A 17937-nucleotide genomic window follows, 5' to 3' on the forward strand; every position below is an offset into this window, starting at 1 on the left:
TCACCGGGGAGCCACGGAAGCCAGGTGCGCGGCCAGCCGGTCGAGATCGTCCAGCAGGCCCATGCCGTCCTCGCTGAGGTCGAACTCCACGCCGAACTCCGACTCGATCGCGTCGATCAGCCGCAGCATCGTGATCGACGTGACGCCCAGGGCCGACAGCGGCACGGTCGCGGCCAGCACCTCGTCCGCGGTGACGGCGCCGTCGGACGACTCCGCGACGAGTTCCGCCAGCCTCTTCTTGATCATTTCAGCTCCTCGGCGAGGCGTTCCGCCTCCTCGTCCGACATCTGGTCGAGCTCGGCGATCAGGAGTTCCTCGACCGCCCTGGCCAGCCCACCGACCGTGGGATGGGTGAACAGCGTGCGGATCGGCAGCTCCAGGCCGGTCGTGCCACGCAGCCGGGCGACGATACGCACGGCGAGCAGCGAGTGACCGCCGAGCGCGAAGAAGTCGTCGTGGACCCCGGCCTTCTCGACGCCGAGCACCTCGCCGAAGACCTCGGCCACCAGTTCCTCGGCGTCGGTGCCGGGCGCGACGTACGCCTCCCGGTGCGCCTGCGGAGCGGGCAGCGCGGCCCGGTCCACCTTGCCGCTCGGTGTCAGCGGCAGCCGGTCGAGCCGTGCCCAGGCGGTCGGCACCATGTACGGCGGAAGCGCCGCGCCGGTGAACTCCGCCAGCTCGGTGAAGTCGGCGGAGCCGGTGACATAACCCACCAGCGTGTCGCCGATCGCGACGACCGCCGCCTCGCCCACCTCGGGATGGGCCAGCAGGCGCGCCTCGATCTCGCCCGGTTCGATGCGGAACCCGCGCACCTTCACCTGGTCGTCGAGCCGGCCCAGGAACTCCAGCTGCCCGTCGGGCCGCCACCGCACCCGATCGCCGGTGCGGTAGACGCGCTCGCCGCACAGGTCGGCGAACCGCTCGGCGGTCAGCTCGGGACGGCCGAGGTAACCGCGGGCCACACCCACCCCGCCGATGCACAGCTCTCCGGCGGCACCGGGGGGAGCGAGCCGCCCGGCCGGGTCCAGGACGTGTACGCGGGTGCCTCCGATGGGCCTGCCGATCGGCGGACGCCCGGGCGAGCCGTCCAGCTCGGCGAGCGTGGCGATGATCGTCGCCTCGGTCGGGCCGTAGGTGTTGACCAGCCGCACCCGGTCGCCGAACCGCTCACGCCAGCGGGTCACCGCCGCCTCGTGCACCTGCTCCCCGCCCAGGATGACCAGCCGCAGCTCCGGCGGCCAGGCGATCGACTCGATCTGGTCGACCAGGTGGTGCCAGTAGGCGGTCGGCAGATCCAGGACGGTGACGCCGTCGAGGTGGTCGGTGAGCGTCACCGCGCCGTCCGGCAGGAGCGTCAGACGGGCGCCGGCGGCCAGCGCCGGATAGATCTCCTCGGCGTGCGTGTCGAAGCCGAGCGAGGCGAACTGCACGACCACGTCCCCCGGCCCCAGGCCGTACTCCCGGACCATCCACGAGACCCTGGCCGCGAGGTTGCGATGCTCCACGACGACACCCTTCGGCGTCCCGGTCGAGCCGGACGTGTAGATCACGTACGCCACGGCGTCGCCCGTGACCGGCACGGGATCGGGCGCGCTTCCGGAGACGGCCTGCGACGTGTACACCACTGGGATCCCGGGCGGCAGCCCCCCAGCGATGTCGGGGGAGGTCAGGACGAGCGCGGCGGCGCTGTCGTCGAGCACGAACGCCAGCCGCTCGCCCGGATGTGCGGGGTCGAGCGGCAGGTAGGCCGCCCCGGCACGCCAGACAGCGAGCAGCGCGGCCACGGCGTCCGGTGTCCTGCCGAGGAGGACGCCCACGATGTCACCGGGGCCGACGCCGCGTCTCCGAAGCAGCGCGGCCAGCTCGCCGGCGCGCGCGTCCAGCTCGCCGTAGGTCAGGTCGCCCACGGCGCGGGAGTCCCGGTGCGCGCGTACGGCCGAGGCCACCAGCTCGGGGACGTACGGCTCGGCCGCGACGTCGGGCCCCCGGCCGAGCTCCAGCAGGCGGGCCTCCTCCGCCGGAGTGATCAGCCGCGGGGGAGCGGCGAAGTCCTGCCGCAGCACCCTCTCCAGCCGGGTCGCCATCGCCTCGATCGTGCCGTGGTCGAACAGCGCGGCGTCGTAGGAGAGCACGACGAGCAACTCGCGCTCGTCCTGCCACGCCTCCAGCATCAGGTCGAACTTGACCCGGTCGAAGCCGTGCGCGAACGGCTCGGCCACCAGCCCGGAGAAGGCGGCCGGGGTGGCGCCGGTGTCCTGGTTGTGCAGGATCGCCATCGTCTGGAAGGCGGGCACACGCAGCCGCTCGAACGGGATGCCCTGGTGCTCGAACGCCGACAGGACCGCGTCGCGGGTCCGCTCCAGCGACTCCCCGAAACTCGCCAGGCCGGTCGCGACGGGCGGGCCGGGACGGATCAGCAGGACGTCGGCCAGGTAGCCGACCGTCTTCTCGAGCTCGACCCGGTCTCTGCCGGAGGCGACGGTGGCGATCGTGATGTCGCTCTGCCCGCTCTGCGCGGCGAGCACCGACTGGTAGGCGGTCAGCAGCGTCATGAAAAGCGTCGCGCCGTGTTCCCTGCTCCGCTCGACCAGCCGCGCCACGTCCTCGGCGGGCAGCCGGAACGTGTGGAAGCCGCCCTTCCTGGCGGGAGGCGAGGTGCGTGGCCGGTCGGTCGGCAGGTCGAGCGGAGGCGCGCCGGCCAGCCGCTCGCCCCAGTAGGCGACGAGTTCGTCCTGGTTCCGCTCGCGCTGCCAGCGGGCGACGTCGCCGAACTGCAGCGGTACCGGGTCGAGCCGTTCGCCGGAGTAGAGCCGGGCCAGCTCGTCCAGCATGACGTTCAGCGACCAGCCGTCGCCCAGGATGTGGTGGAGGACCACGCACAGGACGTGGTCGGCGGAGCAGAGGCGGATCAGCGTCGCGCGCAGCGGCGGCCGGGAGGCCAGGTCGAACGGCGCGTTCGTGCGCTCGGCGACCAGCGCCTCCGCGTGTGCGACGTCGGCGGCCGCGACCACCTCGACGGGCACGGGCCCCGGCGGCTCGACCACGGCGACCGGGGCGCCGTCGACCTCCGGGAACCTCGTGCGCAGGCTCTCGTGCCTGGAGACCAGCGCGGCCAGGGCTCGTTCCAGGGCCGCCGCGTCCAGCGGCCCGCGCAACCGCCGGACGATCCACATGGTGTACGAGGCGTCGTCCGGGTCGAGCCGGTGCAGGAACCAGAGCCGTTCCTGGCCGTGCGACAGCGGCGCGGGCTCCCCGGCCGGGCGGGGGCGCGGCCCGTCGTCGCCCCCCGTGGCGGTCTCGTCGAGCAGTTCGGCCAGCGCCGCGACGGTCGGGTGGGTGAACAACGCGCGTACCGGGATCCGCACCGGCAGCCTGGCGGTGACCATGGTGGCCAGCAGCGAATGACCGCCGAGCGCGAAGAAGTCGTCGTCCGCCCGGACGTCCTCGATGCCGAGCACCTCGGCGAAGACGCCGGCCACCAGCCGTTCGGCGTCGGTGCGCGGCGGGATGCCCGCCGACCTGGCGGCCCGAGGCTGCGGCAGGGCCTTCCTGTCGACCTTGCCGTTCGGGGTGAGCGGCAGCGCGTCGAGCGTCACGACGGTGGCGGGGACCATGTAGCCGGGCAGGTGCCCGGCGACGTGCCGCCGGAGGTCGAGGACGTCGGTCCGCGCCTCCGACCCCGCCGAAGCGTCCGAGCCGTCGGGAACGCCGGGGACGACGAAGGCCACGAGCAGGTCGTCGCGTACGGCGGCCACGGCCTGGCGGACGGCCGGATGCGCTTCGAGCACGGCCTCGATCTCGCCGAGCTCGATCCGGTGCCCGCGCAGCTTGACCTGGTTGTCCGTGCGGCCGATGAACTCCAGCGTGCCGTCCGCCAGCCATCTGACGACGTCGCCGGTGCGGTAGACCCGCTCGTCAGCGTGCCGCACGAACCGCTCCGCCGTGAGGCCCGGGCGGCCGAGGTAACCTGCCGCGACACCGGCGCCGCCGATCAGCAGCTCACCGGGCACGCCGATCGGCACCCGGGCGCCTTCCGCGTCGACCACGTGGACGGTGGTGTTCCCGATCGGCCGGCCGATCGTCACCCGTCCGGGCCGCTCGGGCACCTCCCAGGCGGTCGACCAGATCGTGGTCTCGGTCGGGCCGTACATGTTGACGAGCCTGCGTACCCGCGCCCGCAGCTCGGCGGCGAGCGCGAGCGGGAGCGGCTCGCCGCCGGCGAGGGCGACGACCGGCGGGAGGTCGCCCGCGAGCAGCACCCGCCAGCCCGAGGGGGTGGCCTGGACGTGGGTCACGCCCGTGCCGGCGATCAGCCGGGCGAGGGCCGCGCCGTCGCGTGCCGTCTCCGCGCCGGCGACGACCACCCGGCCGCCGGTGACCAGCGGCAGGTAGAGCTCCAGCGCGGAGATGTCGAACGACAGCGAGGTGAGCGCGAGCCAGACGTCCGACGGCTCCGATCCGACGAGGTCGCGCATGGCGAGCAGGAAGTTGGTGAGCGCGCGGTGCGGCACCACCACCCCCTTCGGCCGTCCCGTGGAGCCGGAGGTGTAGAGCACGTAGGCGGTGTCGCCGGGTGAGGGCCTCTCGGCGGGCGCCGCGTCAGCGGGATCCTCACCCGGGAGACCCGAGAGGAGGCCGGCGAGGTCGGCGTCGGTGAGGACGAGGGCCGCGCCCGAGTCCTCGATCATGTACTCGACGCGGGCCTCCGGGTAGTCGGGGTCCACCGGCAGGTAGGCCGCACCCGCCATCGCGACGCCGAGCAGCGCGACGATCATCGCCGGGCCGCGCGACATGCGCACCGCGACCACGCGGCCGCGCCCGACGCCCCGGTCGCGCAGCCGCGCCGCCAGCCCCGCCGCCCGTACGGCCAGCTCGCGGTAGGTCAGCTCCCGGCGAGGTGTGCCTTCCGCCACCACCGCGACCGCGTCGGGCGCGGCGGCCACCTGGTCGAGCACCAGGTCGACCAGGGTGAGCGGAGGCAGCTCGGCGGCGGTGTCGTTCCAGGCGGCGAGCCTGGCCCGCTCTCGCCCGGTGAGCAGCTCGAGCCGTCCCACGGGCAGCGAGGGGTCCGCGACCGCCGCGGCGAGGAGCACGAGGTAGCGCTCGGTCATCAGCTCGACCGTCTCGTGGTCGAAGAGCTCCTGACTGTAGATGGCGACGCCGAGCACGCCGCCGTCGTCCTCCGCGTACAGGTCGAGCGACAGGTCGACCCTGGCGGGGTGCCAGCCGAGCGGGAACGGCTCGGCGACCAGGCCCGGCACCGGATCGGCCACGTCGCCGTGGGTGTGCAGCGCGAACATGGTCTGGAACAGCGGTGTCCTGCTCGGGTCGCGTTCCACTCCGAGCACGCCGATCAGGCGCTCGAACGACACGTCCCGATGGGCGAGCGCGTCCAGGACGGCCCGGCGGGTGCGGCGGAGCAGTTCGGCGAAGCTCGGCGAACCGGACAGGTCACATCGGAGCACCATGGTCGTCGACAGGTAGCCGATCATCTGCTCCAGCTCGGTGCTGTCGCGCCCGGCCGAGGGAGTGCCCACGCAGAAGTCCGTCTGCCCGCTGTGCCGGGAGAGCAGCGCCTGGTAGGCCGCGAGCAGCAGCATGTACGGCGTGCAGCGCGCCTGCCGGGCCGACTCCGCGACCTTGGCGGCCAGCTCGGGCGGGATGCGGAAACGGACCTCCCCGCCCGCCGTGCCCCGCGTGGCCGGACGCGGCCGGTCGGCGGGCAGTTCCAGGACGGGCGCCCCGGTCAGTCGCGACACCCACCAGTCCAGGTCCGCCCGGTTCAGGTCAGCGCGGTCGTCGCGGGTGCGCACGTGGTCGCCGTACTGCGGCGGGAGCGTCTCGGGGAGCGCGCGGCCCGCGTAGTGGGCGGCCACCTCGGTCCTGAGCACGTTAAGCGACCAGCCGTCGCCGTTGATGTGGTGCAACACGACGCACAGCACGTGGTCGGCGGGGCCGAGACGCACCAGTGTGACCCGGAACGGCGGCCGCTCGGCGAGGTCGAACGCGGCATTGGTGCGGGCGCGCACGATCCGCCCGGCCTCGTCTTCCGATCCCGCCGCGACCTGCTCGATCGTCACCGGCGCGGGCGGCTCCACGACGGCCGCCGGCCGTCCATCGACCTGGACGAAGCGTGTGCGCAGCGCGTCGTGCCTGGCCGCGACCGCGCCGAAGGCGGCCTCGAGGGCCGCGACGTCGAGCTCCCCGCGCAGCCGGTAGGCGTAGGCGGTGTTGTACGAGGGATCGTCGGGGTCGAGTTGGTTCAGAAACCAGAGTCGTTCCTGACCACGGGACAGCGGACCTGTCTTCACGTGCCTACCCCCGGGGCAGGTGGCCTTCTGGAAAGATTCTTAACTGTTTTCGGCTGGCCGCAGTCTTCCACGGATCTTCGGCCACCCGCAAGGCTCCGCCGGTGCGGCGCCGGACCGGTTCGGCGGGAGGGGGTTGCCGCCCTCGGCGCGCTCATGTCAGACTGGCGCCGAAATTTAATTAGGAAACTTTCTTATTAGAAAACCCGTACGGCCACGCGTGTCCGCGTGGCCGGGTGACCTCTGATCTGGCGATTCTCGTCCTGGCGACTTTCCGGGAGCCGATCGTGAGCATGACTCTTCCCGGCCTGCTTCGAGAGCGGGCCGCCGCCGACCCGGGCCGGGTGGCGATGACCGTCCACGGCTCGGGCTCGCTGACCTTCGGCGAGTGGGAGCGCAGGTCGTACGGCCTGGTCCGCGCGCTGCGCGGCCGGGGGATCGGCCGCGGTGACCGGGTGGGCCTCGTGTTCGGCAACGGCGACTGGCTGGACTACGCGGTCGCGTTCTTCGGCGTGCTCGGGGCGGGGGCGGTCGCCGTGCCGCTCTCCGACCGCCTGGCCCGCGGGGACGTCGACGCGATGCTCGCGCACTGCGGCGCCACCGCGGTGCTGCGGCCGGGCGAACTGCCGTACGCCGAGGGCGGCGGGGACGAGGATCTCGAACCGCCGGCGCCCGGCGACCCGGCGCAGATCCTCTACACGTCCGGCACCACGGGCCGGCCCAAGGGGGTCGCCGCCACCCACGCGAACCTGGCCCACGGCTGCGGGGGCCGCCGCAGGCCGTTCACCCACTCCAGGCACCTCGCGCACGCCTTTCCCGTCGGCACCAACGCCGGCCAGTGGATGCTGGTCAACGCCGTGGACGCGCACCCCGAGGTGGTCACGCTGCCGCGTTTCACGCCCGGCAGGTTCGCCGCGCTGATCGAGCATTACCGGGCGGGCACGGTCTTCGTCGTCCCCGCCATGGCGATCGAGATGCTCGCCGCCGGGGTGCAGGCCAGGCACGACCTGTCGAGCGTGCTGCTGCTCGGCTCGGCGGCGGCGCCGCTGCCGGCGCGGGTCGCGGGCGATCTCAGCGCCGCGTTCCCCAACGCGACGATCACGAACTACTACACCTCGACCGAGGCCGCGCCCGCGCAGACCGTGATGATCTTCGATCCGGAGCGGCCGTCCAGCGTGGGCCGCCCGGTCTCCGGCGGGGCCGTCAGGATCGCCGCGGCGGACGGCGGGGCGCTGCCGCCCGGCGCGACCGGCGAGGTGTGGATGCGGTCGCCGGCCGTCACCCGCGCCTACTACGGCGACGAGGCCGCCACCGGCGAGGTCTTCCGCGGCGGCTGGGTGCGCATGGGAGATCTCGGCTACCTCGACGACGACGGCTACCTCTACCTGGTCGATCGCGAGAGCGACGTGATCAAGTCGGGGGCCTACAAGGTGTCCACGATCCATGTCGAGGAGGCCGTCCACCGGCACCCCGGCGTCGTCGAGGCGGCCGCTTTCGGGGTGCCGCATCCCACGCTCGGCAAGGCCGTCGCGGTCGCCGTCGTCGGGACCGTCCCGCACGAGGAGCTGCGGATCTTCCTCAAGGACCTGCTGGCCCCGCACGAGCTTCCCGTACGGCTCATCACCCTCGACGCCCTGCCACGCAACCACGGCGGCAAGGTGGACAAGCGCTCACTCCGAGAGGTCGCACTATGACGCAGGTCTCGTTCGCCCAGCATGGGATGTGGGTCACCGAGCGGATGGGGGCGGGGTCGGCATACCACATGCCGATCGTGATCCGCTTCGGCGGTTCGCCGGCTCCCGATCCCGCCGTGCTGGCCAAGGCGTGCGCAAGCGTGGTCGAGCGGCATCCGCTGCTGGGCCGGGCCGTACGCGAGCACGACGGGGTGCCCCACCTGGTGCCCGCCACCCGGCACCCGTCCCTGGAGACGGGCGAGTCGGTGGAGGAGGCCGTCAGGCGGCCCTTCGACCTGGAGAACGGCCCCCTCGTCCGCTTCACGCTCGTCGGCGACACCCTCGTGATCGTCGCCCACCACCTGGTCTTCGACGGCGGGTCCAAGGACGTCCTGGTCGCCGACCTCGCCGCCTTCGCGGCCGGTGCCGTCCCGCCGCCGATCGAGCCTCTCGACCACGCCGCAGGCCAGCGGGAGCGGGTGGCCGCCCTGCTCGGCGAGGCTCGCGCGTTCTGGGCGGACAGGTGGCGCGAGCCGGGCGAGACTCTCCTACCGGGCGGGGTGCTCCGCTCCCGCCGGGCCGGTCAGGGGCGGCTGCTGGAGTTCACGCTCGACGTGCCCGATCTGCCCGGCCTGACCAGGTTCGAGGTGCTGCTCGCGGCGCTGCACGCGCTCCTCATGTCGTACGGCAACGCCGACGTCGTCACCGCGATCGACCTGTCGACCCGCACCGCCGAGTCGGAGGGACACATCGGCCCCTTCGTCAACGAGCTGCCCGTCTTCTCCAGCCCGCCGCCCGACGCGCCGTTCACGACGTTCGCCGCCGGGCTGCGCGCCGAGCTCAGGAGCATGTACACCTACCGCGAGGTCCCCCTGGCGAGGGCGGTCGCCGGGCTGAAACCCCATGCGGCGCTCGCCCCCGTCTCGGTCAGCTACCGGCGCGCCGCGGCGTACGGCACGGGCTCGGCGGAGGGGTTCGGTCAGGTCGACCGGCTGGCGTTCAACCACGCGGTGCGGGGCGCCCTGCAGCTCCAGGTCCTCGACCATGCCGGCCCTTCCGACGGCTCGGCGGTGACGGCACCGGGAATGACCGCGAGCCTCCGTTACGACCCCGGCGAGCTGGCCGATCCGGTCGGGTTCGCCGACGACCTCCGGGCGGTGCTGGCGGCGGTCGCGCAGGATCCCGCCCGGCCCCTGGAGATGCTGCCGACCCGGGAACCCGTGGTCGCCTGGCCCGTCCCCGCGCCGCACCTGGTGGAGGACACGGGCGACACCGGCGCCGGCGTGGATCTCGCCGATCCGCTGGCCGCCGAGATCCGCGCCATCTGGGAGGAGGTGCTCAAGCTCGCTCCCATCGAGCCGCACGACGACATCTTCGAGCTCGGCGGCCACTCGCTGACCATCACCCAGATCATCGCCCGCATGCGCAAGCGGCTGGGCGTGGAGGTCGAGCTGGACGACTTCTTCGACAATCCGACGATCGCCGGCGTGCTCCAGGTGATCCGCCGGTGACGCGGCCCGTCACGGCCGAGCCGGCCGTCTTCCCGGCGGAGGCGGACGGTCCGGACGACGCCGATCTCTCGCTCATGCTGATGATCCGGGCGTTCGAGCTGAAGCTGCTGGACCTGTTCGGCAGGGGCCTGCTCAACGGCACGACCCACACCTGTCTCGGCCAGGAGTACATCCCGGTCGCCATGGAGGCGCTGCTCGACCCGGGCGACCACGTGTTCAGCAACCATCGCGGGCACGGCCACTACCTGGCGCGCTTCCGCGACCCCGCCGGACTGCTCGCGGAGATCATGGGCCGTGAGGGAGCCGTCTGCGCCGGGGTCGGAGGCAGCCAGCACATCCGCAGGGACCGCTTCCTGTCCACGGGAGTTCAGGGGGAGAGCCTGCCGGTCGCCGCGGGGGTCGCGCTGCACCTCAAGCGGGCCGAGCCCGGCCGCCTCGCCTGCGTCTACATCGGGGACGGCACGTTCGGCGAGGGCGCGGTCTACGAGGCGTTCAACATCGCGTCGCTGTGGGCGTTGCCGCTGCTCGTCGTCGTGGAGAACAACGGCATCGCCCAGTCGACGCCCACCTCCCGGCACCTCGCGGGGAGCATCGCGGGCCGGGCGGCGGCGTTCGGCATCGACCACCACCTGGTCGAGAGCTCCGACGTCACCGAGATCCGCCGCACGCTCGATCCCCTGGTGTCGCGGGTCCGTTCCCGCTCGACGCCTCTCGTCGTCGAGTTCGTCACCCGGCGCCTCGGACCGCACAGCAAGGGCGACGACACCAGGCCGGCCCCAGCCGTACAGGCGCTGCGCGAGCAGGACTGGTACGCCCGGTGCGCGGCGGCCTGCTCCGGCCGTTTCCCGCGGCTCGACGCGGAGGCCCGCGCGCACATCGACGCGGTCGCCGCGGAGGTCACGGCGCGGGGCCCGTCACGGTGGGAAGGGACACGGTGGGAGGGGCCGTGAGGGTCGCGGAGAACCTGAACGCGGCGCTGGCCGCCCTGCTCGCCCGGGAGCCGAACCTCTACCTGCTGGGAGAGGACGTCGTCGATCCGTACGGCGGCGCCTTCAAGATCACCCGAGGGCTGTCCACCGGCTTCCCCGACCGCGTCCTGTCGACCCCCATCAGCGAGAACGCCGTCACCGGCCTCGCCGCGGGTCTCGCGCTGTCGGGAGACCTGGCGATCGTCGAGATCATGTTCGGCGACTTCGCCGCGCTCGCCTTCGACCAGTTGCTCAACTTCGCGTCGAAGTCGGTCTCCATGTACGGCTCCCGCCTGCCGATGCGCATGGTCGTACGCTGCCCGGTCGGCGGCGGGCGCGGTTACGGGCCGACCCACAGCCAGAGCCCGCAGAAGCACTTCGTCGGCATCCCGAATCTGGCCCTCTACGAGCTGTCGCCGTTCCACGACAACCTGGCCGTGTTCGAGGAGATGTTCGCCCGGGCGGAACCGTGCGTGTTCTTCGAGGACAAGGTCCTCTACACGCGCCGGATGGGCGCGGTGGAGCCGCCGTTCTCGGTGGAGGTCTCCGGCGGCGTGGCCAGGGTGTCCCTCGGCGGTCCCCCCGACTGCGTGGTCATCGCCCCCGGCGGGGTGGCGCACCGGGCGCTGGCCGCGATGCGCTCGCTGCTGGTCGAGGAGGAGATCGCCGGCACGCTGCTGGTGCCGTCCAGGCTGTATCCGTTCGACCTGCCCGATGTCTTCGACGCGGACGTCCGCGCGGCGCGCCGGGTGTTCGTCGTCGAGGAGAGCACCGCCGGGGGGACGTGGGGCGCCGAGGTGGCCCACGTCGTGCATCGACGGCACTGGGGGCGCCTGGCCCTCCCGGTCACGTTGATCCACTCCCTCGGCGGGGTCATCCCCACCGCGGCTCATCTCGAGCGGGCGGCCCTCGTGAACGAGTCCACGATCCACAGCGCGATCAGGGAGACCATCCGTGGCTGAGCTCCGCGTGCCGAAGCTGAACAACAACGACACCGAATATCTCCTGGTCGAGTGGCTCGCCGCCGACGGCGCGCGGGTCGCCGAGGACGACGCGGTCGCGCTGGTGGAGACGTCCAAGGCCGCCGAGGAGCTCACGGCGGGCGCCTCCGGCATCCTGCGCCACCGGCTGCGGCCGGGAGTCTGGTGCCGCCCGGACGACGTGATCGCCTCGATCGGCGGGACGGTGGAACCCTCCGGCCCAGAACCGGCGTCCCCGCCCACGGCGCAGCAGAGTGCGGCCGACGACTCGGCGCCGCTCATTACGGCCCCCGCGCGGGCGCTCATCGACGAGCTCGGCATCGACCTCGAACGGATCGAGGCGCTCGGCATCCCCGTCGTCCGGCGGGCCGACGTCGAACGCCTGGCCGCCACGCCCGCCGGCGATGAGACCTCCGCCGCCGAGCACCGGCTCACGCGGGTGCAGCGGGCCGTGGCCAGGTCCGTCCAGCTGTCCCACCGGACCATCCCCGCCGCGTACGCCGTCGTCCGCATGGACCTCGGCCCGGCGCTGGAGTACGCGCGGGCCACGACGAGGGAGATCCGCCGCCCTGTGGGGATCGCGGAGGTGTTCGTCCAGGCCGTCGCGGGCCTGCACGAGCGGTTCCCGCTGTTCTTCGCGACCGTCGAGGAAGCCGCCGACGGCACTGCCCGCGTCACCAGGGCACTGCTGTCCGAGGCTCCGAACATCGGCGTCACCGTCGACGTCGGCGAGGGGCTGTACGTCCCCGTCGTCCACGACGCGGCGAGCCGTACGACGAAGGACATCGCGACCACCCTCATGAAGCACCGGCTCGCGGCCACCACCGGCGAGTTCACGGAGAGCGACCTGTCCGGCGCCAACTTCGTCGTCACCCTGCACACCGAGCACGGGGTCGTGCTGGCGATCCCGTTCGTCTTCCCCGGCACCGTCTGCGCGCTCGCCGTCACCGCGCCGCGCGACGGAACCCTCGCCGACATCGGCCTGGCCTACGACCACCGCCTGATCAACGGCAGGGACGCCGCCCTCTTCCTCAACGCGCTCAAAGCCGCCGTCGAAGGGCTCACCTGATGTCCGCAGCCGACCTGTCCGAGGCGAAGAAGGAACTGCTCAGACAGCGGCTGCGGTCCAGGCGGGCCGATCGGCCAGGCCAGACCGGTCACGCGGCCCAGGCCGACGGGGCGATCCCGCGCCGCCCCGAGGGCGCCGAGCCGCCGCTCGCCCCCGCCCAGGAACCGATCTGGTTCATGGAGCACTTCACACCGGGCACCTCCACCTACACGATCGCGATGGCCGTACGGCTGCGCGGGCCGCTCGACGTGCACCGCCTCAGGGCGGCGCTGTCCAGGCTGCCCGAGCGGCACGAGAGCCTGCGGCACCGGTTCCCGGCGACGGACGAGGGGCTGCCCGCCGTACACGTCGTGCCGGAGGCGGACGTGCCCCTACGCGAGGCGGCGGCCGCGACGGACGAGGAGGCCGTCGCGCTGATCGACGCCGAGAGCGCGATCCCGCTCGACCTCGCGGAGGGGCCGCTGCTCAGGGCGCTGCTGGTGAAGAAGGGCGGGGACGAGCACGTCCTCGCGCTGCTCGTGCACCACATCGTCGCCGACGGCCAGTCGGCGCACCTGCTCATGCGCGACCTGCTGGCCCTGTGCCGCGGAGAGGACCCGGCCGCGCCCGCCGTACGCTACGGCGACGTCGCGCTGTGGCAGCGCGGGCGGCGGTTCGACCGTGAGCTGGCCTACTGGCGGCGGGAACTGGCCGCGCTGCCGAGGGCGGACCTGCCCGTGGACCGGCCCCGGCCGCCACGCCAGTGCTTCGACGGCGCGTCACACGTCCACGAGCTCGACCCCGAGCTGGTCGACCGGCTCACCGAGCTGGGCGGGCGGCACGGCGCGACCAGGTTCATGACGATGCTGGCCGTGTTCCAGCTGTTGATCGCGCGATATTCGGGGCAGGACGACTTCGCGGTCGGCACCCCGGTGGCCGGGCGGACCCGGCCCGAGCTCGACGACGTGGTCGGCATGTTCGTCAACACGCTGGTGCTGCGCGCCCGGCTCGACGGCGACCCGAGCTTTGCAGAGCTGCTGGCCCGCACCAGGGACACGGTGGTCGAGGCGCTGGACCACCAGGAGCTGCCGTTCAGCCGGCTGGTCGACGCGCTCGGTGTGCCGCGCGACCCGAGCAGGCAGCCGCTGGCCGACACGTTGTTCTCGATGCACGACTTCGCCGGCCGGAGCGACGACGGCGAGGTGTCGGACTTTCCCCTGCGGCCCGGCTCGGCCCGCCACGACCTGGAGCTCTACCTGGTGCCCACCCCGGACGGCGGCCTGGCCTGCACGTTCACGTACAAGACCACGCTGTTCGACGCCGGCACGGTCGAGCGGATGGCCGGGCACCTGGAGGCGCTGGTGCGGGCGGCCGTCGCCGAGCCCGGCGTGCCGGTCAGCAGGCTGCCGCTGCCGCTGGGGGAGGACGCCGGGCTGATCGCGGCCTGGAACGACACCGCCGCCGATTTCCCGGCGCACGCCACCCTGCACGGCCTGGTCGAGGAGCAGGTCGCGCGTACGCCCGACGCGACCGCCGTGACGTTCGGGGGCGCGTCGGTGACCTACCGGGAGCTCGACGAGCGGGCGAACCGGGTGGCGCACCGGCTGATCGGTCTCGGCGTGGGCACGGGCGCGCTGGTCGCGGTCTGCGCGGAACGCTCGATCGAGCTCGTGGCCGCCCTGCTCGGCGTGCTCAAGACGGGCGCGGCGTACGTGCCGCTCGACCCGGACTACCCGGCCGACCGGCTCGCGTTCATGCTGTCGGACTCGGGTGCGCCCGTGGTGCTCACGCAGCGGCGTCTGGCCGACCGGCTGGGCGACGCGACCGTCCTCCTGCTGGACGAGCCGTCGGAGGTGGCGGACGTGCCCGTGACCTCGCCCGGGTCCGCCGGAGAGCCAGGCACGGCCGCGTACATGATCTACACCTCCGGTTCGACCGGCAGGCCGAAGGGGGTGCCCAACAGCCACCGCGGCATCGTCAACCGGCTCGACTGGATGCAGAAGCGCTATGGCCTCACCCCCGACGACGTGGTGCTGCAGAAGACCCCGGCCGGCTTCGACGTGTCGGTGTGGGAGTTCTTCTGGCCGCTGACGACCGGGGCCAGGCTGGTGCTGGCCGAGCCGGGAGGCCACCGCGACCCGGCCTACCTGCGTGACCTGATCAACGCCGAGGGCGTGACCACCACCCATTTCGTGCCGTCGATGCTGGCGGTGTTCCTCGCCGAGGAGGGCGCGGCCACCTGCACCTCCCTGCGCCGCGTCATCTGCAGCGGTGAGGAGCTCCCGGTCGACCTGGCCGTACGCTGCCTGCGGACGATCCCGGCGGAACTGCACAACCTGTACGGCCCGACCGAGGCCGCCATCGACGTGTCCTCCTGGGAGTGCACCCTCGACCGGCTCTCGGGACGCGTACGCGTGCCGATCGGCTCGCCCATCCAGAACATCACGCTGCACGTCCTCGACCGGCATCGCCGGCCGGTGCCCGTCGGGATGCCCGGCGAGCTGCACATCGGCGGCGTCGGCGTCGCGCTCGGCTACCACGACCGGCCGGAGCTGACCGCCGAGCGGTTCTTCGACGGTCTCTACAAGACCGGTGACGCGGCCCGCTGGCTGCCCGACGGGACCATCGACTTCCTCGGCCGCCTCGACAACCAGGTCAAGCTGCGGGGGCTGCGCATCGAGCCGGGCGAGATCGAGGCGGCGCTGCGCGAGAAGGCGGGCGCCCGCGAGGCCGTCGTCGTCGTGCGGGCCGACCGGCTCGTCGCCTACCTGACCGGCGTCCCCGAGGAAGCCGCCCAGGCGGCCGCGATGCGGGCGGCCGTACGCGACATCCTGCCGGAGTACATGCTGCCGTCGCAGTTCGTCTTCCTGGAGGCCCTGCCGCTCACCCCGAACGGCAAGCTCGACCGTGCGGCACTGCCCGCCCCGGCCGCCTCCGCCGGCGACACCGAGTACGCCGAGCCGGCGACCGGCACCGAGAAGGCGATCGCGGCCGTCTGGGCCGAGGTCCTGGAAGCCGGACGGGTCGGCCTCGACGACGACTTCTTCGACCTCGGCGGTCATTCGCTGCTCGCCATCCGGATCGTCGCCAAGCTGCGCAAGGCGGGCATCGGCCGGATCGGCCTGGTCGACGTGTTCTCCCACCGGACCGTGCGCGAGCTGGCCTCCTTCGCCGAGCGGCCGGTCCCCGCGGGTCCGCGGCCCTTGCTCCAGCGCCTCACCCCGGCGGGGCGGACCGCCCGCCTCACCTACGTCTGCGTGCCGTACGGGTCGGGCAGCGCCGTCGTCTACCAGCCGCTGGCCGACGCGCTGCCCGGCGACCACGCGTTGTACGCCGTCGCCATCCCCGGCCACGACATCGGCCTCGACGAGGAGGCGATGGAGTTCGACGCCCTCGCGGCGCGCTGCGCCGAGGAGATCCTCTCGATCGAGGGACCGATCGCGATCTACGGCCACTGCGGGGTGGGCGCGGCTCTCGCGGTCGAATTGGCGCGGCGGGTCGAGGCGGCCGGCCGGGAGGTCGAAGCCCTCTACATCGGGGCGATCTTCCCGTTCGCCCGGCCACGCGGGGTGCTGGGCAGGCTGTCGAGGCTCGTGGACGTCGACCGGCTGAGCCGCAGCCAGACCGACATCAACCGGCTCAAGGCGCGCGGCGTCGACCTGGACGAGCTCGACCCCGGCGTGGCCGACCGGATCATCCGTACGATGCGGCGGGATTCGAAGGCGGCCGAGAGGTTCTTCACCGAGCTGTTCGACTCCCCGGACCGGCAGCGGCTGAAGGCGCCGATCATCTCGGTGGTCGGCGAGCGCGACCCGGCGACCGACTTCTACGAGGAGCGCTACCGGGAGTGGGCCTTCCTCTCCGATACCAACGCGCTCGTGGTGCTGGACGAGGGCGGCCACTACTTCCTGCGCTACCGGGCCGCCGAGCTGGCCGAGATCCTGCGGACCCACCGCTCGCTGGACCGGCCCGCCCCGCACGAGACGGACGACTCGTGGTGGGTCCACGGCGTGAGCACCTCGGGGACGCGTGATCCGGAACCGGCGGCCGAGCCCGTCGTCAGGCCCGGCATGACCCGGTTCCTCACCGTCGCCGCCGGTCAGCAGATCTCGATGATCGGATCGGCTCTGACCGGATGGGCGCTGCCGCTGACGATCCTCGTCGACTCCGGCTCGATCGCGCAGTTCTCCATCCTGGCCGTGCTCAACCTGGCCGGGCTGCTGGTCTCGCCGCTGGCCGGGGCGATCGTCGACAGGGGCGACAGGCGGCGGGTCATGCTGCTGGCCGACTTCGCCTGCGCGGGCATCCAGCTCGTGCTCGCCTGCCTGATCCTCTTCGGCGAGCTCCGGCTCTGGCAGGTCTACCTGCTGATCGTCGCGTTGTCGATCGCGACGAACTTCCAGCGCCTGGCCTACACGTCCGCCATTCCGCAGCTCGTGCCCAAGCGCTACCTCGGGCACGCGATGGGCGTCACCCAGATGGCCAACGGCGTCGCACAGCTCGTCGTGCCGCTGATCGCCGCGGGACTGCTCGCCTGGATCAAGCTGGGCGGGATCGTGATCATCGACGTGGCCAGTTACGTCTTCGCCATCGTCGCCGTGCTGGCGGTCCGGTTCCCGGACACGCTGCCGTGGCGGCCGCGCGAACCGCTGAGCACCGAGATCCGCAAGGGCTTCGCCTACACGTGGAACGAACGCGGCCTGCGGGCGATGCTCGTCTTCTTCGCGGTGCTGAACATCTTCCTGTCCCCGCTCCTGCTGCTCGTCTCTCCGCTCGTCCTGTCGTTCGCCACGCTCACCGAGGTCAGCGTGATCTCCGTGGTGACGGGCCTCGGCGTGATGCTGGGCGGGCTGACGATGGCCGTCTGGGGCGGGCCGGCCAAGTGGCGCTTCCGCGGGGTGCTCGTGTCGACGCTGGCCATCGCGGCCGGCAGCGTGGTCACCGGGCTCCGCCCTTCACTGCTGGTGATCGGTGCGGGCGCGTTCTCGCTGACGTACTTCCTGACCCTGATGAACGCGATGTACTCGACCATCGTGCAGATCAAGGTGCCCTACCGGTATCACGGGCGGGTCTTCGCGCTGAACACGCTCGTGGCCTGGTCGACCCTGCCAATCGGGATGGGGCTCGTCGCACCGCTGGGCGCCGCGTTGTTCGACCCCATGCTGGCCCCCGGCGGGGCGCTCGCCTCGACCGTCGGCGCGGTGATCGGCGTCGGGCCCGGACGCGGGGTCGCGTTCCTCTACCTGGTGTGCGCGCTGGGCATGGCGGCCGTCGTGGCGGGTGCGCTGCGCGTACGGCGACTGGCCCGCTTCGACGCCGACATGCCCGACGCGCTGCCGGACGACCTCGTCGGCATGGAGACCATCGAGAAACGCCGCGAGGCGAAGACGGCCGCGTAGCCGCCGGCCCTGACATCCACATGTGTCGGGATTCCACTCCAGGGGTTTAT

At 72.8% G+C, this 17937-nt stretch carries 8 protein-coding genes; 6 read left to right on the forward strand and 2 right to left on the reverse strand.

Annotation, left to right across the window (positions count from 1 at the left end):
- Both Msi02_RS12195 and Msi02_RS12200 read right to left on the reverse strand, forming a co-directional pair.
- Nucleotides 1-246 carry an acyl carrier protein gene (locus tag Msi02_RS12195; RefSeq protein WP_204048446.1) on the reverse strand — a complete coding sequence of 82 codons (246 nt, stop codon included), beginning with the start codon at nt 244-246 and terminating at the stop codon, nt 1-3.
- On the reverse strand, nt 243-6311 hold the full coding sequence (locus Msi02_RS12200) for a non-ribosomal peptide synthetase (protein ID WP_204048447.1): 6069 nt from the start codon (nt 6309-6311) through the stop codon (nt 243-245). The genes Msi02_RS12195 and Msi02_RS12200 overlap by 4 nt, the downstream gene beginning before the upstream one ends.
- Before the next feature lie 290 nt (nt 6312-6601).
- On the opposite strand from Msi02_RS12200, the gene Msi02_RS12205 reads away from it, so the two are divergent.
- Genes Msi02_RS12205 through Msi02_RS12230 form a run of 6 tightly spaced genes read left to right on the forward strand, consistent with a single transcriptional unit; the run spans nt 6602 to nt 17887 of the window.
- Nucleotides 6602-8002: a class I adenylate-forming enzyme family protein gene (locus Msi02_RS12205; protein ID WP_204048485.1), complete on the forward strand. Its 1401-nt coding sequence runs from the start codon at nt 6602-6604 to the stop codon at nt 8000-8002.
- Nucleotides 7999-9492 (forward strand): condensation domain-containing protein, encoded by a 1494-nt coding sequence (locus tag Msi02_RS12210; protein WP_204048448.1) that lies wholly within the window; start codon nt 7999-8001, stop codon nt 9490-9492. The genes Msi02_RS12205 and Msi02_RS12210 overlap by 4 nt, the downstream gene beginning before the upstream one ends.
- Nucleotides 9489-10442 carry a thiamine pyrophosphate-dependent dehydrogenase E1 component subunit alpha gene (locus tag Msi02_RS12215; RefSeq protein WP_239108338.1) on the forward strand — a complete coding sequence of 318 codons (954 nt, stop codon included), beginning with the start codon at nt 9489-9491 and terminating at the stop codon, nt 10440-10442. Before Msi02_RS12210 ends, Msi02_RS12215 begins: the two co-directional genes overlap by 4 nt.
- The gene (locus Msi02_RS12220) at nt 10439-11422 is read left to right on the forward strand and encodes an alpha-ketoacid dehydrogenase subunit beta (RefSeq protein WP_204048449.1); all 984 of its coding nucleotides are present in this window, start codon (nt 10439-10441) and stop codon (nt 11420-11422) included. Before Msi02_RS12215 ends, Msi02_RS12220 begins: the two co-directional genes overlap by 4 nt.
- Nucleotides 11415-12509, forward strand: coding sequence for a 2-oxo acid dehydrogenase subunit E2 (locus tag Msi02_RS12225; protein WP_204048450.1), 1095 nt, complete (start codon nt 11415-11417; stop codon nt 12507-12509). Before Msi02_RS12220 ends, Msi02_RS12225 begins: the two co-directional genes overlap by 8 nt.
- The gene (locus Msi02_RS12230; protein WP_204048451.1) at nt 12509-17887 is read left to right on the forward strand and encodes a non-ribosomal peptide synthetase/MFS transporter; all 5379 of its coding nucleotides are present in this window, start codon (nt 12509-12511) and stop codon (nt 17885-17887) included. Before Msi02_RS12225 ends, Msi02_RS12230 begins: the two co-directional genes overlap by 1 nt.
- The last annotated feature ends 50 nt before the right edge of the window (nt 17888-17937 follow it).

This window comes from Microbispora siamensis (assembly GCF_016863095.1).
In the GTDB taxonomy this organism is placed as follows: domain Bacteria; phylum Actinomycetota; class Actinomycetes; order Streptosporangiales; family Streptosporangiaceae; genus Microbispora; species Microbispora siamensis.

Excerpts from the sequence above, each read along its gene's own strand:
- Msi02_RS12195 (WP_204048446.1), bottom strand. The coding sequence starts at position 246 with ATGATCAAGAAGAGGCTGGCGGAACTCGTCGCGGAGTCGTCCGACGGC.
- Msi02_RS12205 (WP_204048485.1), top strand. The coding sequence starts at position 6,602 with ATGACTCTTCCCGGCCTGCTTCGAGAGCGGGCCGCCGCCGACCCGGGC.
- Msi02_RS12210 (WP_204048448.1), top strand. The coding sequence starts at position 7,999 with ATGACGCAGGTCTCGTTCGCCCAGCATGGGATGTGGGTCACCGAGCGG.
- Msi02_RS12230 (WP_204048451.1), top strand. The coding sequence starts at position 12,509 with ATGTCCGCAGCCGACCTGTCCGAGGCGAAGAAGGAACTGCTCAGACAG.